Source organism: Bradyrhizobium sp. Tv2a-2 (assembly GCF_000472425.1).
GTDB lineage: Bacteria > Pseudomonadota > Alphaproteobacteria > Rhizobiales > Xanthobacteraceae > Bradyrhizobium.
In genome coordinates this window covers 193,282-217,882 of sequence record NZ_AXAI01000011.1, presented here as the reverse complement: position 1 = coordinate 217,882, position 24,601 = coordinate 193,282, and the positions used below count along the sequence as shown (strand labels likewise).

Below are 24,601 nucleotides of genomic sequence, written 5' to 3'. Positions count from 1 at the left end.
TGATGGATAAGAAATCCACCAGCGCCAGAATTGTTGGAGACGTCGCTTGCGCGACGCCTCGTCTGCCGCTTCAATGACGGATCTCACGGGGCATTTCATCATGACAATCCGACGACCGTTTCGCCGATCGATTCCGCTCGCCGCAGCGCTGGCGCTGTTTGCCACGCTTGCTGCCTCCCCCGCCCGCGCCGACCACTGCGACGATAACGCAGCCCAGCTCGCGAGCGCGATCGACGGGCTCAAGGTCAACTTCAAGGCCGGCAACATCATCTATCTGACCCATCCGGCGGCGACCGAATTGTCGCTGGGCTGCGCTGGCAACGAATATGCGAGCGAGCTCTATGCCAAGACCGACCGCAAGATCCGGCCCGCCTTCTTCGACCTCGTCGCCTCGGCCGCGGCCGTGATCTTCACGCTGCCCAAGGATGACGCCGCGACCGGCACCTCGCGCTGCCTCAAGCGCATGGGGCTTCTGCACGGCGACAAGGTGACGATCCGCTACAAGCGGCTGGACATGCAATGCACGCGGACCAGGCTAGATGCCTCTATCGTGGTCCGCCGCGGCCTCGACCAGTAGAGCGCCGAGACAGCCGGCGGGATCGATCGGCCTCAGCCCCCTGTTCACCATGCAAGCGAGCCATGCGCCCGATCAATCGCATTTTAACGATTGGATTCATGGCCCGTTCGGCTGTGCAGCTGCAACATCCGTGGCAGTCACAGGAAATCCGCCCATGGATATTTCAAGCATCACATCCTCGGTCCCCGTCAGCCAGACGGCGATAGACAATTCCAAATCGTCCGACAGCAACACGACCAGCAGCAGCAACGCCGCGAACGCCTACACGCCTCCGCCGCCACCTCCGCTGCCACCGGGCCAGGGCGTTCGCGTCGATCAGCTGGCGTAGGTTCTTCTCCATTAAAGCGCGATGAGATTTGGTTGAATCGTCATCGCGCTTTAGGTCTTTGATTGAGCATGATCTTTTCGGAAAACCGCTGCACACTTTTCCGGATCATGCTTTAGCGTTGCGGTGCGTTCGCGCCGCAAACTTGCCGGAAACACGGCTGACCATGGCTCGCACTCATGGAGCCAGGCTATGCCCGATGTCAGGACGTTCACCGGCGGCTGCCATTGCGGCCAGGTGCGGTTCGAATGCACCACCGACCTTGCCATGGTCACCGCGTGCAACTGCTCGATCTGCACCAAGAAGGGGCTGCACTTCACCTTCCTGGCCCCGACGAGCTTTCAGCTTCGCGCCGGCGGCGATGTCCTGAAGGAGTATCTGTTCAACCAGCGCGCCATCAAACACCAGCTCTGCGCCGACTGCGGCGTCGCCGTGTTCGCGCGCGGCAAGAGGCCCGACGGCGCCGAGGTCGTCGCGCTCAATGTCAGCTGCATCGACGGCATCGAGCTGTCAAAGCTCGTGATGACGCCCGTTGATGGCAGGAACAGGTAGCCGTCATTCCGGGGCGCCCGCAACCAGCGGGCGAACCCGGAATCTCGAGGATGCGGCGCGAGATTCCGGGTTCGCGCTGACGCGCGCCCCGGAATGACAGCACCAACTAACCATCAAGCTCCCTGTAATGCCGGAAGATACCGCTTTCGTTGAAGGGGATGCGGCGGTCGCTTGCGAGATAGGCCTTGATGTTGGGCCGCTCCGCGACGCGGTCGCGTAACGCGACCAGCCGCGGGATATCCGCCTCGAATGCCTTCATCCGCTTGGGAAAGCCATAGCGCAGGCCCTCGACGAGCTGGAACAGCGAAAGGTCGACATAGGTCGCCCTGCGGCCGGTGACGTAGGCAGCGCCGTTCGCCGTCACGATGTCCTCGAAATAGCCGAGATATTTCGGCACCCGCTCGTTCCAGAACTCTTCAGTGCGCTTCTTCGCGGGCGCGCGCTGATCCTCGTAATAGAGCGAGGGCCCCAGCGGGTGATGAGTGTCGTGCACTTCGAGCACGAAGTCAGTGATGGTCAGCTGCAGCTGGTGCAGCCAGAGCCTGCCGCCTTCCGTCTTCGGCGCAAGCCCATGGCGCGCGCCGAGATAAAGCAGGATGTTGGCGGTCTGACCGATCAGAAGCTTTCCCGCTTTCAGGAACGGCGGGGCAAAGGGCGGCGTGCCGCGCTTCTGCTCCATCAGCTTCATCATCGCGCCCGTGCCGTTCGCCTTGCGCGCGACGTCGACATAGTCGGCGCCGGCGTCTTCCAGCGCCAGCCGAACATATTCGCCGCGGCCCTGAATCTCGCCCCAGTAGTAGAGTTCGTAGCGCATGCAATGTCTCCCCCTAAAGAGCAAACGTCCGATAACGCGCGCGATGGGATCGGGTTCGGCCCTCGAGCAATAGCATGGGCACGCGCAAGGGTTGCCCGCAAAACAAGGCGGGCCCGCAACAAGCGAAAGGCGCCGCGGTGTCAGCCGCGGCGCCCCGGAACTTTCTGTTATGCGAGGATCAGTTGCTCTGCTGAATCGCCGAGAGTATCCACTCGCCGCCGTGCGGGCGGACGAAGGTCCAGACCTCGACCGCCTCCTGCGGCTGCTCGCTGCCGCCGACCAGCCGGCCGGTCGCGCGATCGAGCATGCGGTCTATCATGGAGAAGCGCATCGCCACGCTCGCGTAGTCGGTGTCGCCCTCGCGCCAGGCTTCCGACAGGTCGCCCTGCAGGAGCTTGGTGCCGGAGACCTTGTTGATCTGGTTGCGGGCACGGTTGTCGGCCATGTCGCGCTCGAAGAAGGCGACCATCTCCGGCGTCGCGACCCGGCTAAGGCGCGCCATGTCCTCGTCCGACCACGCGGCTTGCGTCTCGGTAAGCAGCCGCTCGAATGCCTCGTAATCTGCGGGCTGGATCTGTAGCGGCGTGCTGGCGGTGCCAGTTCCAAAGCCGAAGCCACCCATACCGGTGCGCAAATTCGATGCCGTCGTGGGACCAGCGCCCGCATAGGCCGGCTGACCCATATTACGACGCTGCCACCAGGACATCGCCCAGCGTGCGAGGAACACGATCAGCACGATCTGCAGCAACAGACCAAGCAGCGAGGAGAAACCGCCGAGGCCTGAGAACAGGCCACCACCGAACAACAGGCCGAACAGGCCGGCGCCGATGAAGCCTGCGGCCAGCCCGCGCAACAGGCCTCCGCCGGAGCGGTTGAAGAAGCCGCCGCTCGTTCCCGGCCCATAAGACGGGCTGGAGGGTTGAGTGAAGCTGCGGCTGAACGGCGAGGCGGTGCCTGGCGCGGTCGAGGTGCTCGGCGGCGTGGAGAAGGAGCGCGAGCCGCGCGAGCCCGACGAAAAGCCGCCGCCGATGCGGGCGTCGGCCGGCGTGACCACCGATAGCGTCGGGATCGCCAGCGCCAGCAGAATCGCGACCGCCTGCATCGCCTTACGCATTGGTTTGACGAAATTCATGTTGTTTCCCAAACCCCTGAAGGGGGCAGCGACCCTAAGATGGGCGGACTTGCCTAAAAGTGAAGCGGGTTCCATGGTTAAGGGCTGCGGCGCTCGGTCGCGGGGGATGGATCTGGCTGTCCTCCGTCATCCCAAGCGGTGCGGTAACACCGAGCCCGGAGCCTGGAGATTCCGGGTCTGGTGCTTCGTACCATCCCGGAATGACAGAGCCTACTGCGGCACCATGGTCTCCTTTACCGCGGCGACCAGCTGGCTCAGGGTGAACGGCTTGGGCAGGAAGGCGAATTGCTGGTTCTCCGGCAGGCTCTTCTCGAAAGCATCCTCCGCGTAGCCGGACACGAAGATGATCTTTACGCCCGGATTGCGCTCGCGCATCACTTTCAGAAGCGTCGGCCCGTCCATCTCCGGCATCACCACGTCGGAGACCACGAGATCGACGTCGCCATTGTTCTCTTCCATCACCTCCATCGCCTCGACGCCGTTCGAGGCCTCGATCACGCTGTAGCCGCGCGAGCGCAAGCCGCGCGCATTGAGCGAGCGCAGGCCCTCCTCGTCCTCGACCAGGAGGATGGTGCCGTGTCCGGTGAGATCGGCGCGCGGCTTGGCGGGCTCTGAGGCCTGTTCCCTGGCCGCGCCATTGGCGCCGGCTGCCTCCGCGTGCGTCTCGGCTTGCACCTCCTTCTCGACATGATGGCGCGGCAGGAAGATCGAGAAGGTGGTGCCCTTGCCCTCCTCCGAATCCACATAGATGAACCCGCCGGTCTGTTTGACGATGCCGTAGACCGTGGAGAGCCCGAGCCCCGTGCCCTTTCCGACCTCCTTGGTCGAGAAGAACGGCTCGAAGATCTTGTCGCGGATATCGGCGGGGATGCCGGTGCCGGAGTCGCCGACATCGATCCGCACATAGTCGGCGGCCGGCATGCCCTTGAAGGCGAGTTGGGCGGCGTCCTCCGCCGTCACATTGCCGGTCTTCACCGAGAGCTTGCCGCCGTCGGGCATGGCATCACGCGCGTTGACCGCGAGATTGACGATCACCTGCTCGAATTGCGAGACGTCGACCTTGACCGGCCAGAGGTCGCGTCCGTGCATGAGATCGAGCTTCACCTTCTCGCCGATCAGCCGGCGCAACAGCATGGTGAGGTCGGAGAGCGCGTCGCCGAGATGGAGCACCTGTGGCCGCAGCGTCTGGCGGCGCGAGAAGGCGAGCAGCTGCCGCACCAGCGTTGCGGCGCGGGTCGCATTCTGCTTGATCTGCATGATGTCCTGGAACGACGGATCGGTCGGCTTGTGCGCGTTCAGCAGGAAGTCGTTCGCCATCATGATGGCGGAGAGCACGTTGTTGAAATCGTGCGCGATGCCGCCGGCCAATTGGCCGACCATGTCCATCTTCTGCGACTGGTTGATCTGGTTTTCCAGCGCGCGGCGCTCGGTGGTCTCGAGCATGTAGACGATGCCGGCCTCGGTCTCGCGCTCGCCCTCCTCGACCGCTGTGACGAAGAACTGGCCCCAGCGCTCCTTGGCGCCCTCCAGCATCACCTCGACGGGCGCGATGTCACCCTGGCCTTCGGCGGCCTGGTTGATCGCGGCGATCAGAAGGTTGCGGTCGCGGGCATTGACGGCGCGGAAGATCAGCTTGCCGACAAGGCCGTCGAGGCCGAGGCCTTGCGCGAGCTTTGCAAAGCGCGCGTTGGCCCGCACCACATGACCGCCGCGGTCGACCGTGGCGATCGCCATCGGCGTGTGGTCGAAGAAGCGCATGAAGCGCACTTCGGCGGCGCGTTCGGGATCGGCGCGCTCGTCGCGGGCGCGGCTGATGACAAGCGTGCGCGACGAGCCCGCCGTGCCGTCGGCGCCGAACGCGAGCTTGTGATAGAGCCGCACCGGCATGGTCTTGCCGGCGCGACTCTTGAGATCGATGTCGAACACCTCGGTTTTGACCTCGCCGGGCACCGCCACGATCGAGGTCAGAAGCGACGCGCCGTCGCCTGAGACGATGTCGGTGAGCCGCAGCCCGCCGGAGCCGATCTCGGCAAGGTCATAGTCCAGCCAGTTCGCAAGGGTCGCGTTGACATAGGCGAGTTCGCCGGTCGCATTGACCGAGAAGAAGCCGCACGGGGCATGATCGAGATACTCGATCGCATGCTGCAGCTCCTTGAACACGTCCTCCTGCCGCTCGCGGTCGCGGGTGATGTCGGAAACCGACCACACCGCATAGCGCGCCTCGCGCTTGCGCGAGCCGAGCGGACGCACCCGCATGCGCAGCCACCGGCCACGGCCGCCGTCGGTGCCGGCGATGCGGACCTCCTCCTGCTGGCGCTTGCCTTCCCGTGCGGCCTTCAGGAGGCGGAATACCGCTTCCGAAACGTCGGGATTGCCGATGAAGACGCGCTCCACGGGGCGTACATCCTGCGCGCTGGTGGCACCCGTCAGCGACAGATAGGCGGCATTGAAATAGACCACATGCCCGCGCGCGTCGGTTACCGCGAGCCCGTCGAAAGCATGATCGGCAATCCGGCTCATCACTGGGTCGTCGACCGAGCGATCGGCGAAGCGGATGATGCCGGCTGCGAGAGCGAACAGGCTGAATAGCCCGAGCATGGCGAGCAGCGCCAGCAGCCCGAGAATATAGGGCTGGGCCTGGACGCGCCCCAGGGTCATCAGCGCGACCGCGATCGCCACCAGCAGTCCGGCGACCAGCAGCACCAGCAGGATGCTGCCGCTGCGTCGCGCCGGCTCGTGCAGCTTGACGGCCTCGCCCGGCGCACCTTTTTCGAATTCAGCGGTCATGGCAAATGATGCGGCCTAACGGAATCGCGGCGCTACTCCTGCGCCCGATTCTTCAAGTGCCTGAATCGGCAGGCTAAACGCAAGCCCGTCAAGCCGCAAAGGGCTGGTTTTGGGCCGTTTTCCAGTAGTTCCCCGCTATTTTCCGGCTCATGGGCGCCGGCCGCTCAAGGTCCGCCGCAGGCCCATGACATAGCCGATGATCTCAGCGACCGCCTGATAGTGCTCGACCGGGATTTCCGCATCGACCTCGACGGTGGCATACAGCGCGCGGGCCAGGGGCACGTTCTCGACAATCGGAATGTCGTGCTGCTTGGCGATTTCCCTGATCTTGAAGGCGAGGTGATCGACGCCCTTGGCGACGCAGATCGGCGCCGACATGCCGCGATTATATTGCAACGCCACCGAATAGTGGGTCGGATTGGTGATGATCACGGAGGCCTTGGGCACCGCCGTCATCATGCGCTTCTTCATGCGGGCGACCCGCAGCTGCCGGATGCGGCCCTTGATATGGGGATCGCCTTCGGACTGCTTGTGCTCCTCCTTGATCTCCTGCAGCGACATTTTCTGCCGCTCGTACCATTGCCGGTACTGGAACAGGTAGTCGGCGATCCCGACAATGGCGAGCATCGCCACCACTGCGCCCATCAGATGCATCGTGATCGAGCGCACCATGTCCAGGAGCTGCTCGGGATCGAGGTGAACGATCGATTGCAGCCGCATCCGTTCCGGCCACAGAATCATGGCCATGACGACGCCGAGCGCGATCAGCTTGAACAGGCCCTTGGCGAAATTGGCCGCCGCCTGCTTGCCGAACAGGCGCTTGAAGCCGGAGGCCGGCGAGATTTTGGACAGTTTCGGCTTGAGCGGCTCGCCCGAGAACACCAGGCGGTGCTGGAGCATGTTGCCGCCGATGGCGGCGAAGGCAAGCAGCCCAAGCGGCAGGCCGAGGACGCCGATCAGCATGAATTCAAGGCTCTTCACAAGCCCCAGCAGCGCCGGGCCGTCGACAGGAATCGTCCAGGACTTGGCGATCAGGTTGCGCAACGGCGCCATGATGTGGCTGCCGATCGACTCCGAGAAGGTCGACATCACGAGCGTCGCGGCCGCGATCACGAACCAGGTGTTGAGCTCCTGGCTCTTGACGACGTCGCCGTGCTCGACCGCCTGGTCGAGCCGTTTCTGCGTCGGGTCTTCTGTTTTGTCCGATGTGTCGCTCTCTTCGGCCATCGATCGCCCCTCACTTCAGCGACAGCATCTGGTGCACCACGCCGTCGAAATAGGCGAGGAAGGTCCCCATCAGCGCCGTCAGCACCAGGGCGAAGATCAGGAAGCCCGCGAGAATCGAGAGCGGCACGCCGACGAAATAGACCTGCATCTGCGGCATCAGCCGCGCCAGCACCCCGAGGCCGATGTTGAAGACGAGGCCGAACACCAGAAACGGCGCGGCGAGCTGCAGCCCGAGCCTGAAGGCGGCGGCAAAGGCCTGGGTGGCGAGCGAGGCGATATCCCCGGTCGCAATCGCCTCGCCCGGCGCGAAGATCTTGTAGCTGTCGTTCAAGGCGGCGATCAGCAGGTGATGGCTGTCGGTTGCGAACAGCAGGGTGACGCCGAGCATGGTCAGGAAGTTGCCGACCAGGAGCCCCTGCTCGCCCTGCGTCGGATCGACCGAGGTGACGAAGCCGAGCCCCATCTGCTGGGCGATGATGCTGCCTGCGACCTGCAGCGCCGACATCGTGACGCGCGCGGTCGCGCCGAGCACGATGCCGATCAGGATCTCCTGCACCATCAAGACGATCAGCGAGGAGAGCGATTGCATGTCGATGTGAAAATCGCGCTGGTGCAGCGGCAGGATGATCAGGGTCAGGAGCACGGCGGCTGCAAGCTTGATGCGCACCGGGATGTTCTGCTCGCCCAGCGCAGGCAACAGCATGACCATGGCGGCGACGCGGGCGAAGACCAGCATGAAGGCGGCGGCGAGCGCCGGCAGCCAGGAGATGTCGATGCGCATGATTTACGCATTTTGCCTCACCCGCCGATGATTCGCGACGAGATCCGCATCATGTGGCTGTGCAGCGCGTCCGCCATGAACGGCAGCGCCAGCAGCAGCGTGATGAAGATGGAGATGATCTTCGGCACGAACACCAGCGTCTGCTCCTGGATCTGGGTCAACGCCTGGAACAGCGACACCACCACGCCGACCACGAGCCCGACCACCATCATCGGCGCCGACACAATCACAATGGTCCAGATCGCATCGCGCGCCACGTCGAGAGTTTCAGCACCGGTCATCGTGATTGCCCCATACTCGCCTGTCGTCATTCCGGGGCGCGCGACGCGCGAACCCGGAATCCTGAGGTTCCGGGTTCGGTGCTGCGCACCGCCCGGAATGACGTCCCGCGACGAATCAGATCGTCATCTTCATGATGTCTTCGTAGGCCTGGATCACCTTGTCGCGCACCGAGACCAGCGTCGACACCGCGACGTCGGTTTCGGCCACCGCGGTGACCACGTCCATCACGTTGGCCTTGCCGTTGGCCATGGCGACCGTCTGGGCGTCGGACTTGCGGCCGGCTTCCAAGACACTGCCGATCGCATCCTTGAGCACGGTGCTGAACGAGGGACCGTTGCCGTCGGCGCCCGCGCTGGCACCGCCGGTTTCCATGATGCGGCCGAGGTTCGCATTGCCCTTGCTGGCTCCGCCGGATTCAAGGACGCGGGCGAGATTGGCGTAGGCGTTCGCAGCAACAGTGGGTGACGCCATGTTACTTTTCCTTCTTATTATGCCTTGAGGATGTCCAGCGTACGCTGGATCATCCGGCGTGTGGCGGTTATGACGTTCAGGTTCGCTTCGTAGGACCGCTGCGCATCGCGCAGGTCGGTCATCTCAACCAACGGGTTCACATTGGGGTACTTGACGTTCCCGGAGGCATCCGCCGCCGGGTTACTGGGCTCGTACTTGACGCGAAAATCCGACTGGTCCGGCTTGATCTGCCCGAGGCTCACCACCTTGGCGTCAAGCGCACGATCGAGCGTGGACGAAAACGTCGGCACCTTGCGGCGATAGGGATCGCCGCCGGCGCTGGATGCAGTGGAATCGGCGTTGGCGATGTTTTCCGAGATCACCCGCATGCGGCCGGCCTGGGCCCGCAGCCCGGAGGTCGCAATCCCCATCGAGCGGGCGAAGTCACTTCCGTCACTGGCCATTTTGCGCCGTCCCTTTCCTTAAATCTTTCGGCCGTCAACTCTTGCCTATGGCGGTCTTTATGAGCTGCAGGCTCTTCGAGTAGAGCTGGGTCACTGCGGCGTAATCCATCTGGTTGGCCGAGACCTTGAGCATCTCGTCCTCGATGTTCACGGCATTGCCGGCGGGCCGCGTCTCGAAGCCGGCCTTCTTGTTCTGGTCAAAGCTGTCCCCGCTGCCGCCTGCGGGCGCGATATGGGCGGCGCTGGTGCGCAACATTGGCAGCGCCCCCATGGCGCCCGTGACACCGCCACTCTGGTCGAACTTGGGCGCGACCAGGTCGCGCGGCCTGAAGCTCGGCGTATCCGAATTGGCGACGTTCTCCGACAGAACGCTCTGCCGCTCCTGGTGCCAACGCATCTTGGTGCGCAACACCGACAGGGCCGGAAGATCGTTGATTGACATCGAGGCCGCTCCGTTTCGCGCCTCCGGAGGGTTCCGAAAGGTAGGTAGAATTTGCCGCGTGTATGGTTAACAGCTGGTTAAAATCGCTATCCGTAATCGGACGGACTTTCGCAGCGCAGCGCATGCGGGGCATGCGGGGCAGCGCAATTTCGCCACATAGGCTGCATTAACCGCCTCCACACGCGCCCTTACGCGCTCCAAGAAGTCGTTTTGGTTCGACCGATTCATGGGTTATTAAGGATGCGGGGCGGCAGCTTTTGCCGTAAAGGGTTAACGGTTCGATCTCAGGCGTCGTTCGCTGCTTCGGTCAAAGCGGTCTTACGAAAGGCTTGATGAAAGCGCGATTTGCCGGGGACTGACCATGGTAGTGACGTTTATCTTCGCATTTCTGGCCGTGCTGGCGCTGATTGCGCTGGCCGCCTGGCTGGTGCGTCGATTCGCAAGCAATCGGCTGGGTGCCAACACGAATCGCGGGCGGATGCCGCGCCTTGCCGTGATCGATGCCGCCGCGGTGGACGGCAGGCGACGTCTGGTCCTGGTCCGGCGTGACAATATCGAGCACCTTTTGATGATCGGCGGCCCGAGCGACATCGTGGTCGAATCCAACATCGTGCGTGCGAGCCCGGCGCGTGAACAGCTGCCGCAGCGTCCCGGAATATCGCCGGCGGTCGCTCCCCTCGAGCCGACGCGAACATCGCCACTACCCGACACCGCCTGGAATGAGTCGGAGGCGGCCCGCGCCGATTCGTTCGACCATCACGAGCCGCCGCCGTTGATGCCGGAGCCGCCACCGCGTCCGAATCGTCCGTCATTCGCCGATGAGTTGCGGCGGCCGGTGCCGCAGCCCAGTGAACGCCGCAGCGAGTCGCTGACCGGCTTTGCGCCCGAGTCGCTTGGCGCCCGTCTGGAGAGGACCGAGCCAAGGACCGAGCCAAGGCCTGAACCAAGACCCGAAGCAAGGCCGGAGCCGAGACTGGAGCAGCGGCCGGAGCCCGTGCTTCCCCGCATGCCGTCGCGCGGCGAACCGATAATGCCACCTCCGCCGCCGCGCCCCGCGCGCCCGGCCGCCGAGGCGGCGAAGCCGGCGCCGTTGCGCCCGAGCGAACGCGCCGCGTCTCCGCCACCTCCACCGCCGCCGCCAGCCCCACCGGTGCCGACGCCCGCGCAGAGCGCGGACCAGAACCTCGCCGAGATGGCCCAACGGCTGGAAGCTGCCCTGCGCCGTCCGGCTAGCCCCGCGCCCGCCGACACTGCACCACCAGTTGCGCCCGAGCCGCCGCCGATCCGCGAGCGCGCGGCCACGCCACGCAGCGAGCCGCCGATTGCGGTGCCGTCGCCTGCCCCCGCCTCGCCGAAGAGCAACTTTGAGAATCTCGAAGACGAGATGGCGTCACTGCTGGGCCGTCCGAAGTCGTCGTCTTCGTGAGACCCGCCAGCCTTCCGCGTAGAGTTTTGTTCATTGCTGTCCTGATCGCCGCCGGCTCACTGGCCACGGCGGCGTTCGCCCAGGACATCAGCATCAATCTCGGCCCCGCCAATGGCGGGGTCACCGAGCGCGCGATCCAGCTGATCGCGCTTTTGACGGTGCTGTCGATCGCACCGTCGATCCTGATCATGATGACGTCGTTCACCCGCATCGTCGTGGTGCTGTCGCTCTTGCGCACCGCGATGGGTACGGCCACCGCGCCGCCGAACACCGTCATCATTGCGCTGGCGGTGTTTCTGACCGCCTTCGTGATGGGGCCCGTGCTGCAGAAATCCTATGATGACGGCATCCGCCCCCTCATCAACAACGAGATATCGGCTGAGGAGGCGCTGCAGCGCGCTTCCGTACCCTTGCGCGCCTTCATGCAGAAGAACGTGCGCGAGAAGGACCTGCGGCTGTTCATGGATCTCTCCGGCGAGCCGCCGCCGGCAACGCCCGACGAGATGTCGCTGCGCATCCTGGTGCCGGCCTTCATGATCTCCGAATTGAGGCGCGCCTTCGAGATCGGGTTCTTGCTGTTCCTGCCCTTCCTGATCATCGACCTCGTGGTCGCCTCGATCCTGATGTCGATGGGCATGATGATGCTGCCACCGGCCACGATCTCGCTGCCATTCAAGCTGATTTTCTTCGTGTTGGTCGACGGCTGGTCACTGGTTGCAGGCAGTCTTGTGCAGAGTTACGGGGGCGGGTGAGCGAGGCGAACCCCCGCGAAACCCATCGCCTCACGCGCTATGACAATGGTGGGCTTCGCTCTACCCACCTTACGCGGCGCTCACTCGGCTGCCCGCATTGCGGCCGGCGCATGCACCGCTTCCGCCAGCCTGTTGGCATAGACCGTCTGCCAATCGCCGGCATCGTCGCTGACGAAATAGCCGCTGCGGGCGCCACGGTACATGCTGGCATCTTCCGCGCCCGGTGGCATCGCGCCGGTGTCGCGCAGGGCGCGGGCGGCGAGCAGGAGGCGGCGGCGGGTGCGCGTGATCATCTGGTCGGACGGCGCCAAATGCTCCCATTCGTGATCGACGATCGGGCCCATGCTCTCGGTGATCGCCTGGTCCTGCAAATGAATGCCGTCGATGCCGCTGTAGATGGTGCCGTTGGCCTGCGCTTCGCGATCAATGTTCCAGTCGTTGCCTGCGTTGGCCTCCATCCGGAAGCGGCCGAGCCAGTCTGACGAATTGGGCAGCAGGCGGTTGCCACGGCTCGTGCCTCCGATCGGCGTGCCGTCCTTGTAGGCCGGCTGCGGCAGCGACATCGCCGAGACCGCACGCTTCCAGAACAGGAACACATACATGGTGTGAGTGTCGTCGAGCGGCACCCATGCGCGCGCATGCATATGGCTGTCGAACTCGCCGTTCGGCGCCTGGGTCCAGAACGGAAACAGGAAGTTGGCAAAGCGCCAATAGGTGCCCCCGGCGCTCGCGGGCCGGTAGCCTGCATACTGCGTGCCCCAGGGCGCCTCGCGCAGATGATAGCGCGGCGCGCGGTCGGTGACGGTGTAGCGCAGCGGCTCGTCGGCGGCGAGTTCATCGGCATCGACATGGCCCGCGTGCAGGAAGCCGAAATGCGAGGTGTCGATCTCACCCTCCAGCGCCTGCAGATAATTGCAGTCGCGCTGGATGAAGCTGACGCGGATCTCGTCCTCCGGCAAATCGAGAATTTCGAAGCCCGGCAGCGGCGGCGCCTCGCTGGCGCTGCCCATATAGACCCAGACAACACCGGCGCGCTCGATCGTGCGATAGGCCTTTGCCTTGACCTTCTGCTTGAAATCCGGCGGAGGCACGCTCGGCATGTCCATGCAGTTGCCTTCGACGTCGAACTTCCAGCCGTGATAGATGCAGCGTAAGCCCCCCTCCTCGTTGCGCCCGAGAAACAGCGAGGCGCAGCGGTGGGGGCAGCGGTGATCCATCACGCCGACCTTGCCCGCACTGTCGCGAAACGCAATCAGCCTCTCGCCAAGCAGCATCAACCGCACCGGCGGACCATCCGGCCTGAGCTCCGACGACATCAAGGCTGGCATCCAGTAGCAGCGCATCAAGGCGCCCATCACCGTGCCCGCCCCGACGCGCGTGAGCTCCTCACCATCGCGAGCAGTCGTCATTGATCACCCTCCCGTTGACGGCCGTTGCCCGGCGCCGCGATCGATGGAAGGCAGTTCCCGCAGCGGATGATAGCTTAAGAGCTTTCGCCTCCCTACAGGAATCTTCGCAGCAATTATCGCGCGATGTGCCAACTCGTCATTGCGAGCGAAGCGACGCGATCCAGACTTCGCGGCGGACCCCGTCGTCGCTTCGCTCCTCGCAATGACGAAGAGGCTACTGCTTCAAATCATATTGCTTGCTCAGGTGATCCCCGATCTGCACCAGCATGGCGACGCATTCGGGATAGCCGGGCTTTGCCACTGTCGCCGCATCGGCCGAAGCGCGGAACTCCCAGGAGTCGTCGCTCTTGATGACGCTAATCGCCATCCCGTCGGGGCAATCGGCGTGAACCTTCAATTCCGCCACGGCCATGGCGACGAGTTCGGCTTCGGTTTTCACAGGCTTGGTCATGGCGGCAGCTTCCTTCCGGCTTGATGCCGGCAAATTGCCGCGGACGGGCGCCGCTGTCGAGAGGACGGCGCCTGTTCTCGCACTCCCGCTCTTACGCGCAAGCGGTGCTTTCGACATCGAGCCGCGGCGCAGAATCGCCCAAGAGGCCCGTCTTGTCCGGTTAAATCAAGGTTTGAAGCTCTCGCGTACCGCTCGCGGCACTTACGGATTGGGGTCCGCGTCGCAGCTACCGTTTCCGGCGCTGCGCACGTGACGCGGCGAGTAGCCGAAGCGGGCCCGGAATAGTCGGTTGAAATGCGAAATATCCGAAAATCCGACTTCCAGCGCGATGTCGGAAATTCGGCGCGCGCCGCCGCGGGGCTCGATCAGCAACGTGAAGGCCCGTTGCAACCGTAACTCATTCACGCACCCCGTGAACGACGTTCCGGATGACGCCATCAGCCGCTGCAGATAACGAGGCGAGATACCCTGGCTATCGGCTACTACCTCCAGGCTGAGCTCCGGGTTCTGGAAGTGTACCGCGATATGGTCGAGGGCCGCGGCGTGGCGCGCAGCCACTACAGCGCTCGCATTGCTCTCACCCAAGGGAGCTCGCTCGCTGATTGCGAGCGCCGCGAGATCATGGATGTGACTGACGACCGCATCACGTAGGTTGGGGGCAGCCAGAGCGCCCTCCTTCAGTGCCGACTTCAGATAAGTCATGAGAAGTCGGAGCGCCTCGGTTCGGCGAGAAATCGGCCGCATGGTGTGGCTGTCAACATTCAACACGCGCGGCGTAAGCGCGTCGCGCGGCACGGCCAGACCAAATTGCAATCCTCCTAGATAGGTGACAGTGACGGGCTCTGAATGCAGAATCGCGATTGCATCGCCGGCGCTGAGCTCGATCTCCTGGCCGCACTGCGACAGCCGAGCCCTGCTGGAACAGCTGACGATGAGACCGATCGAGTCATCACCATCAACGATATTCGTTTGCGAGCGCTTGAAGCACATCGCCGAACCCTTCAATGCGAGCGTGCGCAAGCCTTCAAGTGCGTGTAGTGTCGCTTCGGCCTGAAACGGAACGTCCGATAAGGGCTCGATATCGGCGTGGACTATGCCTCGCCCAAACTCCTCGCGCCACATTGGGATGCGCATCCGCTCCGGGAGCTCGCGCGTCGAAAATCGAAGAGATATGAAATCGGCTGCACCCGCTGACATGCGGAATCTCCCAGCCTTTCCTAAAGCAATCGGATAAAATCTCCGAACGGCTACCGCCGATATCTGTCGTTTGCAATTTGCGCACGGACCTTCCGTTATGCGGTGCGCAGTAGTCCAAGAAACTATACCGTCCGCCTGCTAGTCTCACTCGTGATTATCGATGAGACATGTGAATTGGCTCACGTGCCGGCGAGAAAATCAGGGGAAATTCGTTACGTCATGGCGCAAATATCTCGCTAAAGAGGAGATAGCCATGATCAATCTATTTTTAGTTGCTGACATGCATCGGTTTTAGCGCTGTGGCCGCGAGTGCAGGTACAGCCTTACTACATAATTTAAAGTCGTTTTCACTCAACTATGCGCGGCGTGATTGATTTGCAGCGCTTCGATGTCCGATCCTTCGAACCGACGCCGTTCGGTACTTTGAGTTCAAGACAGCAATCAGATTTGGTCAGATAAATTTGGTCAAAGCAAACTGCCCCGGCACTTTTCATTTTCGGCCGCGGACGAAATTGCAGAAAACGATCACATGAGACGCTGAGGGGTGATTTCAAGCGAGGGTTCGATCATGTCCACCATTTTCGACCTGCTTTACCGCGAATATTGCCGTGCCCGCCTCGCCGAAATGCGGAAACAGCTTCGGCTCTCGGTTGCTAGCGATGAAATTTTGGAAACGAATTGGGATGCCGGCAATCCTGCCGTACCCCGTGATTGGGATGGCAGTTTGCGCGAAGGCACCGTGACGGAAGCAGCCCCAGCCATTCGGTAGCCGGGCCTCGTGACAGCATCGGCGATCCGCGACCCAGCACACTCCCGGAGCATCGTGGGCAACTTGAAATACAAGAGGTGCTCCGAACCAATTTCTCACCGACCAGTATCCGACCGAGGGCGCGCTCGCACGCGCGACAGGCAACCAGATGCATGATCGAATTACCCCCCCGAAGCCACTGGTCCGCGAGCAGCTACCGCAGCTCAACGGATCAGACCGCGACCTGCGTATCGATGCCTGCCGTGGCATCGCGCTATGGTGGATCTTCCTCGACCATATCCCCAACAACATCGGAAGCTGGCTGACGCTGCGAAACTACGGTTTCAGCGATGCCGCGGAAGTGTTCATGTTCATCTCGGGTGTGACCTGCGCGCTAGCCTACGGTAGGGCACGTCGCTGCGAGGGCTGGAGCAGCGTGATCAGGCGCTCGCTATGGCGAGGCTGGGACATTTATGCCGCATTTCTGGTGCTCACGCTCGCCTGTACCATCATGGTTTACCTCGCAGGCGGCGACTATCTTGCCGATGAGAGCAATACGCGCATTCTGCTGGAAGATCCGGGCGCGGCGCTCGCGCGCGCGGCGGTCCTGCAATACCGCCCCGTCAACACCGATATCTTGCCGATTTTCGTGATCTATCATGTTTTGTTCGCGCCGCTGCTATGGCTGCTGCTGCGCGTGCCGAACGTGACGCTTGGTGCCTCGCTGTTGCTTTATGCACTCGTGAACGTCTTTGGCTGGACCGTCCCGGCTTGGCCGAACAATGTCTGGTTTTTCAATCCACTGGCCTGGCAGCTTCTGACTGTGCTGGGCGCCTGGTGGGTAATCGAGGGCAAGAGATTCCGGCCGTGGGTGACCTCGCGTACCGCGCTGTTACTTGCCGTGCTCTATCTGGTCTTCAGCCTGGTCGTCACGCTGAGTTGGCGCATCAAGCTGCTGGAACCGCTGGTCCCGCAGGCTCTGGCTCACCTGCTTTTCCCGTTGGACAAATCGAATCTCGGTCCGCTGCGACTGCTGCATTTCTTTGCTCTTGCGATCTTAGCCATATGTTTTTTGCCTCCCAATTGGCGAGGGCTGATGACGCCAGTCATGCGCGGCGCGATGCGCTGTGGCGAGAACTCGCTGCCAATTTATTGCCTCGGCGTTCTGCTGGCGCTCGCCAGCCAAGTAGCGCTGCTCGACATCTCGGATGGGCTTGCGATGCAGACTGCACTCAGTCTTGGTGGAATCCTGTTGATGATCCTCGCCGCGATGCTGCTGAACTCGATCAGAGCCAAAACCGGGCGACAGCCAAGCTGGACGCGGCCGACCGGGCCCGTTACCGCAACGCTCCCAAACCGGTAGGGTAGCAATCGAGTTGTTCTCATCGTGCCTTGCGCGGGTTGGTAGCCGGCGCCTGTACTGTTGCACCATTTTGGTTAAGATCGAGGGCCGGCCGCGGCCGAATGCCGCGAACCAAAGCATGCTATGCTGAAAAGATCCGGATAACGTTGCTTCGTCCGAGTCCAGAATTCGGCCGACCGTCAATCAGACAGTCGAGGGAGCCAATGCAGCAGATTGCGGACTGGCTCAACACCCTTGGCCTGGGGCAATACGCGCAGCGCTTTGCCGATAACGATATTGATCCAAGCGTTCTGCGCGATCTGACCGACTACGATCTCGAAAAAATCGGCGTCTCGCTCGGCCATCGCAAGAAGATGTTGCGGGCGATCGCCGAACTCGATGAGGCCGGAGCGAGACCCCTGCGTACGCCTTGGACCGCGGCCGAGAGACGTCAACTCACTGTCATGTTCGCCGATCTCGTGGGCTCGACGGCGCTCTCGACACGGCTCGATGCTGAGGACTTGCGGGAAATCATTGGCAAGTACCACCGCTGCTGTGCCGAGCAAATCGAGAAATCTGGCGGGTTCGTTGCCAGATACATGGGCGACGGCGTGCTCGCATATTTCGGCTATCCACGGGCCGATGAAGATGATGCCGAGCGTGCGGTATGCGCCGGGCTGACATTGGTTGCGGCCGTGGAAGGACTCGATGTCGGCCCGGAGGCAAGACTACGAGTGCGAGTTGGCATTGCCACCGGCTTGGTGATCGTCGGCGATCTCATCGGGGATGGCGCATCGCAGGAACATGGGGTGGTCGGTGAGACCCCCAATCTGGCCTCGCGGCTGCAGGCGCTGGCCGAGCCGGATACGGTGGTCATCGATGGCAGCACCCGCCGCCTCGTCGGTGGACTCTTCGAGTATCTCGCTCTCGGGAGCGTGTCCATCACGGGCTTCAGCGACCCGGTGCCGGTCTGGCGAGTCATCGGTGCGAACGCAGTCGATAGCCGCTTCGAGGCCTTGCGCGTAGCCAGAACGCCACTGCTCGGCCGTGATGAGGAGATCGAGCTGCTGATGCGCCGCTGGCAGCAGATAAAGCGCGGCCATGGCTTGGTCGTGCTGATATCGGGTGAGCCCGGCATCGGCAAATCGCGCCTAGCCGAGACCGCACTGGAGCGGCTGAGCGATGATCCACACATCCGCTTGCGCCGCTTCTGCTCGCCGCATCACCAGGACAGCGCACTTTTCCCGACCATTTCTCAGCTCGAGCGGGCAGCGGGATTCCGGCGCGACGATACGGACCGGCAACGATTGAACAAGCTCGAGGCGTTGCTCGCTGAGGCAAACGCTGACCTCACCGAGGCCGTTCCTCTGATCGCGGACCTGCTGTCCGTGCCGATCGGCAATGGCTATTCACCTCTCAGCCTCACACCGCAGAAACGCAAGGAGAAGACGCTTCAGGTCCTCCTGGCCCAGCTCGAGGGACTGGCGGCGCGCCGGCCCGTGCTGATGGTGTTCGAGGATGTGCACTGGATCGACCCCACCTCGCTCGACCTGTTGGACCGCATCGTCGACCGCGTTGCGACCCTCGGGGTCTTGCTGATCATCACTTTCCGGCCAGAGTTCACGCCAACCTGGATCGGGCGCTCGCACGTGACATTGATCAGTCTCAGTCGGCTGCCCCATCGACAGCGCGCCGAGATGATCATGCGGGTGACCGGCGGCAAGGCGTTGCCGCAGGAGATCGCCGAAGGAATCATCGATCGGACCGATGGCATACCGCTGTTCATCGAGGAATTGACCAAAGCGGTGATCGAGAGCGGCATGCTGGCCGACGCTGGCGACCGCTTTGATGCGAGGGGGCCCGTGCCTCGGCTTGCCATCCCTACCTCGCTCCATGCCTCGCTCCTCGCACGGCTCGATCGCCTGGCGCCCGTGCGCGAGATGGCGCAGATCGGAGCTGCCCTTGGGCGGTCGTTCTCGCATGAGCTGATCAGCGCGGTCGCCGCCATGCCGCAGCAACAGGTGGACGGGGCCCTGGCGCAGCTCGTAAGCGCTGAACTGGTCTTCCAGCGGGGCACCCCGCCTGATGCGGAGTACACCTTCAAGCACGCGCTGGTACAGGACGCAGCGTACAGCACCATGCTGCGCGGTCGACGCCAACAGATCCATGCGCGCGTTGCGACGACGCTTGAGAGCCAGTTCCCTGAAATCGTGGCTGCTCAGCCCCAACTCATGGCTCATCATTGTGCCGAGGCCGGTTTCAACGAGAAGGCGATCGACTACCGACTCAAGGCCGGCCAGCAGGCGGTCGCGCGGTCGGCGATGACGGAAGCGGTAGCGCAGTTGCAGAAGGGTCTCGAACTGCTGGCGAACATGCCCGAGGAGTCGCGGCCTGTGCAGCATGAGCTCGACCTGCAGATTGCCCTGGGGCGGGCCCTGATGGCAGCCAGGGGATATTCGGCGCCGGCGGTGGCCGATACCCTTGTCAGGGCGCGGGCGCTCGCCGAGAGGTTCGATCGACCGGATCGTCTCGCTCCGCTGCTCTATTCCCAATGGGGCTTCCATTCGGTTCGTGCCGAGCACGAGCTGGCGGTGTCGCTTGCCGAGCAGATGGAGAAATTGGGCGAGACAAGAAAAGATCAAGCCACTCTGCTGCTGGGTCACTATATCCACGGCGCCAGTTGCCACTATCGCGGGGAGTTTGCGACGGCGCGCGACCTTCTCGAGCTATGTGATGGCTTGAGAGATCCGGCCGCTCGTGCGATTTGCGCCGCCATAGCGGTGGCCGATCCGCGCGCGGCGAGCCAGGGTCACTTGGCGGTGACGTTGGCGCTTCTAGGCCACATCGATCAGGGCCGCACGCACGCAGACGAGGCATTGTCGGAAGCCCGTTCGCTCGACCATCCGTTCACTGTGGCCTTTGTCTTGAGCAAGGTGTGTGCGGTGGAGGCGGCCGCCGGCTTGCCGCATGACGCAGGGCGGCACGCGGAAGAACTGGTGTCTCTCTCGAACGAGCACGGTTTTCCGCTCTGGTTGGGCCTCGGACTCCTCCAACATGGTCGCTCATTGACAGCACTTGGACAGGCGCAGGACGGCCTCGCGTTGCTCGCGAGGGGGCTCTCGGTGCTTCGTGGTGCCGGAGCTGTCGTGCACACGCCGCGCGCGCTATGCTTTCTCGCCGAGGCTCATGCCAGGGTCGGGAATCTGCAGGAGGGGCAGAATTGCCTCGCCGAGGCTGCGCAGCTCATCGAGACGACCCAGGAGCGGTCCGGTGAGGCCGAGCTGCATCGGCTGCGAGGCGACATGATGAATGCGCGAGGCGATCAGGCGGCTGCGGAGCAGAATTATCATCGAGCACTCGCTGTGGCGGAGCGCCAGAGCGCGAAGACGTTTCGGCTGCGCGCTGCGACCAGCCTCGCCCGCCTATGGCGCGACCAAGGCAAGTGCAGGGCAGCTCGCGACCTCTTCGTGTCGGTGTATGGTCAGTTCACCGAAGGCTTCGACATGCCGGTTCTGAGGGACGCCAAGGCGCAGCTCGACCAGCTCGCCTGACGCAGCTCACGTCTCGCTAATTCGCGCTCACCCGCTTCACGCCCTCGATTTTCGGCAGCGAGCCGGTCGCCGCCGGATCCTTCTGACCGGGCGGTGTCCAGGCGGTGGCGTCGGGGAAGCGGCTCTTCATGTCGCGGAGGAAGCCGTCCATTGTGTCGACGCTCGCCGCCATCTTGGCGATCTCGGTGAACTCGGCGCTGTTGGAGGCGGCCGGCTTGCTTGCGGTGTCGAACGCGATCTTGTCGGGCTCCCCGCTCATCAGCGGCAAATATTTCTCGCGGAAGCGCGCCAACCCAATGGCGTCCTCGGCCAGCGCGTAGCCGACCACGGCGCGGATGATGTCCGCCTTCTCCACCGGATTGAGCGGCTTGAAGTCCTTGTAGCGGTCGCCGTAATAGAGCTCGATCTGCTCGGACGCTTCGCGCCAGCGCCGCGCCGCCCAGTAGATGTCCGAGCGCAGGCGGATCGATTCACGCCCGCCGATATTGCTGATGATATCGACCGCGAGGTCGTGACGGCCGATGTCGCTCTGCGCCCGCGCCTCCAGCAACAGGCGCTGCGCCCGCAATTCGCCGTTGAGATCGGCGATGCGGGTCGAATTGAGCGCCATGATCGCCTTGTCCGGTTTGCGGTTGGTCAGATACACCATGGCGAGCTTGGCCGCGACCTGCGCGCGCGCCGCGCCTTCGAGGCGCTTGTCGACCTGGTATTGCAGAAGCTCCGCGGCCTGGTCCAACAGATCGACCGCGACCAGCCGGTCGGCAAGGCGGCGGATCATCTCGTCGCCACGGCGGCCGATCGGGGTCAGCTCGCGGAACTCGTAGAACAGCCCCAGCGCGTCGATCGGCGGCATCTCGTCGCCCTTGGCGGTGAGGAAGATGTCGGAGAACAGCGCCCGCGCCGCATCCTGCGCCTGGCGCGAGGGGTCGGAGTTCGGCTCGAGCCTGGTCGCCATGCGCGCAGCCGCCAGCGAATCGCCGTAGCGGGCGTTGTCGCTGTAGATCTTGGCGAGCATCACCAGCGTCCGGACCTCGGTTGCGTCACCGCGCCAGGTGATGGCCAGCGTCTCCAGCTGCTTCAGCACCTCAGGCGGGTTGATCTCGTTGCGCTTCTGCAGCAGCGCGACCTGGCGCAGCGTGCCTTCGGCCGCGGCCTCGCGGTCGGCTGAGTCGATCGCGAAGCGATAGTCGTCGAGCGCGTCCTTCTCCTGGCCGAGAGCCTCGGCGAGCCGGCCGTACAGCACCGAGGCCATCGGCTTCATCTCGTCGGACACGCCGACCACTTCGAGCTCGCTGCGGCGCTTGGCAGCGCCTGCGAAGTCGCGCACTTCGAGGCAGGCGAGCAAGGAGTCCATGGTGACCAGGCGCTGCAGCTCGACCGGGAGCGAGGCGATTGCGAACTCGACATTTTTCAGCTTCTCGCGCGCGTCAGCCCATTTGCCCTGCCGTGCATAAGCGAGTCCCTTCCACAATTGCGAATCGTAATTGTTGCCGACCGCGGGGCTTGCGAGATCCTTCAGCGCACGCTCCGGCTGGCCGATCAGGATGGAGGCGATGGCATGGACCATCCGGACGACGGGTTCGTCCGTCTTGGGCGCGGGATCGGCGAGCGAGTAAGCCGCCTCGCCGGCAGCCTCCGCATAAAGGCCACGCGCCACGTAGAAGCGCGCCAGTGCAAGACGCGCTTGCGCGCGGTTCTCGGGCTCGGCGGCGCCGGCAGCGGCGATCAGCGCGTCCCGCCGTTCGATGAAATCGCCGGCCTGGTTCTTGTTCCACTCGTCGATGTCGAACACCGGTCGCACCGCGGTCGGCGCCCGTTCCGACGAGGCGTCGACGGAAGAGATCGTCAGCCCCCCAGGTTTGCCGACGATCACCTTGTCGGGCGCCACCTCGACCGCGACGCTGTCCGAATTCGGACGGACCACGACGCCATGCGCGGTGTCGAGCATGGTGAAATCGACGAAGTCCTGGCGCTTGATCAGCCCCCGGACCGGCGTCAAGCCGGTCACCACAAGCAGGGTGTCGCCGGCATCGGGATCGGTGATGCGGTGCAGCTCGCCGCCGCCCGCGAAGCTCACGGCAATATTGGCGTGCGCGGGGTCGGTGATGTTGCGCAACACCATCAACGGCTGCGCCGGCGCCAGCACCTTGTCGGCGAAGCTCAGCGTCCAGCGGCTGCCGGCGGCGAATTCGTCGCTCGAGAGCGTATGCATCTGCGGCCGGTTGATGCGGATACGGATCGCCTGCCCGTTGTCGGTCAGCATCCGGCTGACGTCGCCGACAATGGCGCCGCCCTTGGCGCGGATCGGCTCGACGTCGATGGTCTGTTTGGAATCGAACACCAGCCAAACCGTGTCGCCGCGCCGAAACGACGCCGCGGGCGTGGCCTTGGCAAAGGTGAAGGTGAGGCGCAGGCCTTCGGAGTCCCTGATGGCTTCGAGCTTGACGGGCGGGGCTTTATCCTGCGTCGCTGGGTCAGCCGGCTTGTTCGCGACCTCCGCCGTCGCGGCTTGAGGCGCGGGCATGGCCGAGGGATCGGCCACATTCTTTGCGACCACCGGCGCGGTCCTGGCGGCCTCCTTGCCGGCCGGCGGCCCCTCCTTGGCTTGGGCTTTCTCGACCTGTTTCTCGGCAACGGCGACGGCCGGCGGCGGTGCCGCGGCAGGCGTCGATACCTTGGCCACCTCTGCCGCAGGCGGTTGCTTCGCCTCCGTGGCCGCTTGCAGCTTGGCCGCCGGCTCGGACTTGATGTCGGCTTTGGCCTCCATCTTCGGCGGCGCTGCGGCCTGCCCGCTTCCCATCTCGGGCTTTGAGGGAGCCGCCTCGCTCCTGGTTTCGGTCTTTGCGGCCGGCTCGGTCTTTGCAGGTGCCGCCTCGCCTGCATGCGGCGGCTTGGCTTCGGCAGCAGCGGGCGACGCGGCCGCGGGCGCCTGCAGCTCCGGCGGCGTACGCAGGCCGGCCGGCGACAATTGCACTTGCGCCTTGGGCTTGTCCTGCTGCTGGAAGGCGACGTCGATGTTGTAGTTCTTGTCCTCGCGGAAGGAGTGCACGTCGACATCGCCGATCAGCGTGATCTCGACCTGGGTCGTGTCGTTCTCTACTTTCTGGCTGATGGAGGCGACGTTCGGGGGTGCCGCGACCTTGGCGTCGGCCAGATCGAAATTCAGCAGGGTCGTGAAGAACAGCGTCAGCTTCTGGTCGTTCAGCACCGAGGAGGCGCCAACGCCGTCGGGCATCTCGAACACAAAGCGGGTGAAGGTCGGCTGCACCAGTGCGCGCACGCGGATCGGCGGGCGCTTCTTGGCGAGCGCCTCGGCGCGCTGCTGGCGCAGCGCCTTTTCGGCCACCCGCGCCCGCTCGGCGAGCTCGCGCACCACGTCGAGCGGCAGGCTCGGCGGCGCCCCGGTCCAGCTGTCGGGCAGGAAGTCGACGAACACCCGCTCGCCCGCCGTCATGGTGTTGAGGGTGACCTTGCGCGCAAGCGACAGCCGGATCGCGGTGCCGTCGGGATCGCGCCGGACCATGGAGACATAATCGGGCATCGCATCGACCAGCTTCTCGACGGGGACATCCACGGGCCGTTCGAAGCGGACCACCACGATCGAGCCGGCGGTCGTCACCTCGGTGCCGACATCCTCGGCGAACTTGAAAACAAGTCGCGCATAGCCGTCGGCGGCGGAGAAGGTCGCCTCGCCCTTGACCGGGTCGGATTGCGCCGCCGCCGGCAGCGCGACGAGCAGCAGGCCGACGCAGGCCAGCGTCACGTCACGGCGCAGGCTCCGCGCGCACGCGCGGACGAGCGACCAGAATTTGTCGGTGGCTGTTCGCGCCATGACTTGCTCGTCTTTCAAGTTCGCTCAAAAAGCGGATACGCCCTCGCCGGCTTCTCAATC

21 protein-coding genes are annotated in these 24,601 nt (G+C 64.0%); 7 read left to right on the top strand and 14 right to left on the bottom strand.

Annotated elements, in window-relative coordinates; genetic code table 11:
* The first annotated feature begins 100 nt into the window (after positions 1-100).
* A complete protein-coding gene (locus tag A3AI_RS0123795; protein ID WP_024517991.1) occupies positions 101-577 on the top strand; it encodes a hypothetical protein in 477 nt (158 codons plus the stop codon).
* 96 nt (positions 578-673) lie between these two features.
* Here the strand turns inward: A3AI_RS0123795 and A3AI_RS48835 are convergent, their stop codons facing one another.
* Positions 674-826: a hypothetical protein gene (locus A3AI_RS48835; RefSeq protein ID WP_198030198.1), complete on the bottom strand. Its 153-nt coding sequence runs from the start codon at positions 824-826 to the stop codon at positions 674-676.
* Between the two features lie 268 nt (positions 827-1,094).
* Here A3AI_RS48835 and A3AI_RS0123785 point away from each other — a divergent pair, with 268 nt between their 5' ends.
* Positions 1,095-1,454, top strand: a complete 360-nt coding sequence (locus tag A3AI_RS0123785; protein WP_024517989.1) for a GFA family protein — start codon at positions 1,095-1,097, stop codon at positions 1,452-1,454.
* Positions 1,455-1,560: 106 nt separating this feature from the next.
* On the opposite strand, the gene A3AI_RS0123780 is transcribed toward A3AI_RS0123785, so the two are convergent.
* The 9 genes from A3AI_RS0123780 to flgB all read right to left on the bottom strand — a co-directional run bounded on the left by A3AI_RS0123780 (position 1,561) and on the right by flgB (position 9,833).
* Positions 1,561-2,268 (bottom strand): glutathione S-transferase, encoded by a 708-nt coding sequence (locus A3AI_RS0123780; RefSeq protein ID WP_024517988.1) that lies wholly within the window; start codon positions 2,266-2,268, stop codon positions 1,561-1,563.
* Between the two features lie 178 nt (positions 2,269-2,446).
* Positions 2,447-3,400: a Tim44 domain-containing protein gene (locus A3AI_RS0123775; RefSeq protein ID WP_024517987.1), complete on the bottom strand. Its 954-nt coding sequence runs from the start codon at positions 3,398-3,400 to the stop codon at positions 2,447-2,449.
* 210 nt (positions 3,401-3,610) lie between these two features.
* On the bottom strand, positions 3,611-6,187 hold the full coding sequence (gene cckA, locus A3AI_RS0123770) for a cell cycle histidine kinase CckA (protein WP_024517986.1): 2,577 nt from the start codon (positions 6,185-6,187) through the stop codon (positions 3,611-3,613).
* Between the two features lie 147 nt (positions 6,188-6,334).
* On the bottom strand, positions 6,335-7,414 hold the full coding sequence (flhB, locus tag A3AI_RS0123765) for a flagellar biosynthesis protein FlhB (protein WP_024517985.1): 1,080 nt from the start codon (positions 7,412-7,414) through the stop codon (positions 6,335-6,337).
* 10 nt (positions 7,415-7,424) lie between these two features.
* On the bottom strand, positions 7,425-8,195 hold the full coding sequence (gene fliR, locus A3AI_RS0123760) for a flagellar biosynthetic protein FliR (protein ID WP_024517984.1): 771 nt from the start codon (positions 8,193-8,195) through the stop codon (positions 7,425-7,427).
* Between the two features lie 17 nt (positions 8,196-8,212).
* The gene (gene fliQ / locus A3AI_RS0123755; RefSeq protein ID WP_024517983.1) at positions 8,213-8,476 is read right to left on the bottom strand and encodes a flagellar biosynthesis protein FliQ; all 264 of its coding nucleotides are present in this window, start codon (positions 8,474-8,476) and stop codon (positions 8,213-8,215) included.
* A 115-nt stretch (positions 8,477-8,591) separates the two neighbouring features.
* Entirely contained in the window at positions 8,592-8,948 is a 357-nt protein-coding gene (gene fliE, locus A3AI_RS0123750) for a flagellar hook-basal body complex protein FliE (RefSeq protein ID WP_024517982.1), read from the bottom strand.
* A gap of 17 nt (positions 8,949-8,965) precedes the next feature.
* Positions 8,966-9,391, bottom strand: a complete 426-nt coding sequence (gene flgC, locus A3AI_RS0123745; RefSeq protein ID WP_024517981.1) for a flagellar basal body rod protein FlgC — start codon at positions 9,389-9,391, stop codon at positions 8,966-8,968.
* Positions 9,392-9,425: 34 nt separating this feature from the next.
* Positions 9,426-9,833, bottom strand: a complete 408-nt coding sequence (gene flgB / locus A3AI_RS0123740; protein WP_024517980.1) for a flagellar basal body rod protein FlgB — start codon at positions 9,831-9,833, stop codon at positions 9,426-9,428.
* Positions 9,834-10,194: 361 nt separating this feature from the next.
* Here flgB and A3AI_RS43335 point away from each other — a divergent pair, with 361 nt between their 5' ends.
* Positions 10,195-11,259: a flagellar biosynthetic protein FliO gene (locus A3AI_RS43335; protein WP_036049278.1), complete on the top strand. Its 1,065-nt coding sequence runs from the start codon at positions 10,195-10,197 to the stop codon at positions 11,257-11,259.
* Positions 11,256-12,011, top strand: a complete 756-nt coding sequence (gene fliP, locus A3AI_RS0123725) for a flagellar type III secretion system pore protein FliP (RefSeq protein WP_024517977.1) — start codon at positions 11,256-11,258, stop codon at positions 12,009-12,011. The genes A3AI_RS43335 and fliP overlap by 4 nt, the downstream gene beginning before the upstream one ends.
* 80 nt (positions 12,012-12,091) lie before the next feature.
* Here fliP and A3AI_RS0123720 read toward each other — a convergent pair whose 3' ends face one another.
* The 3 genes from A3AI_RS0123720 to A3AI_RS0123710 all read right to left on the bottom strand — a co-directional run bounded on the left by A3AI_RS0123720 (position 12,092) and on the right by A3AI_RS0123710 (position 15,068).
* Positions 12,092-13,420, bottom strand: coding sequence for a Rieske 2Fe-2S domain-containing protein (locus A3AI_RS0123720; RefSeq protein WP_024517976.1), 1,329 nt, complete (start codon positions 13,418-13,420; stop codon positions 12,092-12,094).
* Positions 13,421-13,634: 214 nt separating this feature from the next.
* A complete protein-coding gene (locus A3AI_RS0123715) occupies positions 13,635-13,871 on the bottom strand; it encodes a hypothetical protein (protein WP_024517975.1) in 237 nt (78 codons plus the stop codon).
* A gap of 201 nt (positions 13,872-14,072) precedes the next feature.
* The gene (locus A3AI_RS0123710) at positions 14,073-15,068 is read right to left on the bottom strand and encodes a helix-turn-helix transcriptional regulator (protein ID WP_024517974.1); all 996 of its coding nucleotides are present in this window, start codon (positions 15,066-15,068) and stop codon (positions 14,073-14,075) included.
* A gap of 568 nt (positions 15,069-15,636) precedes the next feature.
* Here A3AI_RS0123710 and A3AI_RS0123705 point away from each other — a divergent pair.
* From A3AI_RS0123705 to A3AI_RS0123695, 3 genes are all read left to right on the top strand, one after another.
* On the top strand, positions 15,637-15,837 hold the full coding sequence (locus A3AI_RS0123705; RefSeq protein WP_156927909.1) for a hypothetical protein: 201 nt from the start codon (positions 15,637-15,639) through the stop codon (positions 15,835-15,837).
* A 148-nt stretch (positions 15,838-15,985) separates the two neighbouring features.
* Positions 15,986-17,179 (top strand): OpgC domain-containing protein, encoded by a 1,194-nt coding sequence (locus A3AI_RS0123700; protein WP_024517972.1) that lies wholly within the window; start codon positions 15,986-15,988, stop codon positions 17,177-17,179.
* Between the two features lie 38 nt (positions 17,180-17,217).
* Positions 17,218-20,709 (top strand): adenylate/guanylate cyclase domain-containing protein, encoded by a 3,492-nt coding sequence (locus tag A3AI_RS0123695; RefSeq protein ID WP_245286941.1) that lies wholly within the window; start codon positions 17,218-17,220, stop codon positions 20,707-20,709.
* 16 nt (positions 20,710-20,725) lie between these two features.
* On the opposite strand, the gene A3AI_RS0123690 is transcribed toward A3AI_RS0123695, so the two are convergent.
* Positions 20,726-24,541 carry a cell envelope integrity TolA family protein gene (locus tag A3AI_RS0123690; RefSeq protein ID WP_024517970.1) on the bottom strand — a complete coding sequence of 1,272 codons (3,816 nt, stop codon included), beginning with the start codon at positions 24,539-24,541 and terminating at the stop codon, positions 20,726-20,728.
* Positions 24,542-24,601 lie beyond the last annotated feature (60 nt).

Bases quoted from the DNA above. Each gene is read 5' to 3' on its own strand.
- A3AI_RS0123795 (WP_024517991.1), top strand. From the start codon at position 101: ATGACAATCCGACGACCGTTTCGCCGATCGATTCCGCTCGCCGCAGCG.
- A3AI_RS0123785 (WP_024517989.1), top strand. From the start codon at position 1,095: ATGCCCGATGTCAGGACGTTCACCGGCGGCTGCCATTGCGGCCAGGTG.
- A3AI_RS0123780 (WP_024517988.1), bottom strand. From the start codon at position 2,268: ATGCGCTACGAACTCTACTACTGGGGCGAGATTCAGGGCCGCGGCGAA.
- A3AI_RS0123775 (WP_024517987.1), bottom strand. From the start codon at position 3,400: ATGAATTTCGTCAAACCAATGCGTAAGGCGATGCAGGCGGTCGCGATT.
- cckA (WP_024517986.1), bottom strand. From the start codon at position 6,187: ATGACCGCTGAATTCGAAAAAGGTGCGCCGGGCGAGGCCGTCAAGCTG.
- flhB (WP_024517985.1), bottom strand. From the start codon at position 7,414: ATGGCCGAAGAGAGCGACACATCGGACAAAACAGAAGACCCGACGCAG.
- fliR (WP_024517984.1), bottom strand. From the start codon at position 8,195: ATGCGCATCGACATCTCCTGGCTGCCGGCGCTCGCCGCCGCCTTCATG.
- fliQ (WP_024517983.1), bottom strand. From the start codon at position 8,476: ATGACCGGTGCTGAAACTCTCGACGTGGCGCGCGATGCGATCTGGACC.
- fliE (WP_024517982.1), bottom strand. From the start codon at position 8,948: ATGGCGTCACCCACTGTTGCTGCGAACGCCTACGCCAATCTCGCCCGC.
- flgC (WP_024517981.1), bottom strand. From the start codon at position 9,391: ATGGCCAGTGACGGAAGTGACTTCGCCCGCTCGATGGGGATTGCGACC.
- flgB (WP_024517980.1), bottom strand. From the start codon at position 9,833: ATGTCAATCAACGATCTTCCGGCCCTGTCGGTGTTGCGCACCAAGATG.
- A3AI_RS43335 (WP_036049278.1), top strand. From the start codon at position 10,195: ATGGTAGTGACGTTTATCTTCGCATTTCTGGCCGTGCTGGCGCTGATT.
- A3AI_RS0123720 (WP_024517976.1), bottom strand. From the start codon at position 13,420: ATGACGACTGCTCGCGATGGTGAGGAGCTCACGCGCGTCGGGGCGGGC.
- A3AI_RS0123715 (WP_024517975.1), bottom strand. From the start codon at position 13,871: ATGACCAAGCCTGTGAAAACCGAAGCCGAACTCGTCGCCATGGCCGTG.
- A3AI_RS0123710 (WP_024517974.1), bottom strand. From the start codon at position 15,068: ATGTCAGCGGGTGCAGCCGATTTCATATCTCTTCGATTTTCGACGCGC.
- A3AI_RS0123705 (WP_156927909.1), top strand. From the start codon at position 15,637: ATGTCCACCATTTTCGACCTGCTTTACCGCGAATATTGCCGTGCCCGC.
- A3AI_RS0123700 (WP_024517972.1), top strand. From the start codon at position 15,986: ATGCATGATCGAATTACCCCCCCGAAGCCACTGGTCCGCGAGCAGCTA.
- A3AI_RS0123690 (WP_024517970.1), bottom strand. From the start codon at position 24,541: ATGGCGCGAACAGCCACCGACAAATTCTGGTCGCTCGTCCGCGCGTGC.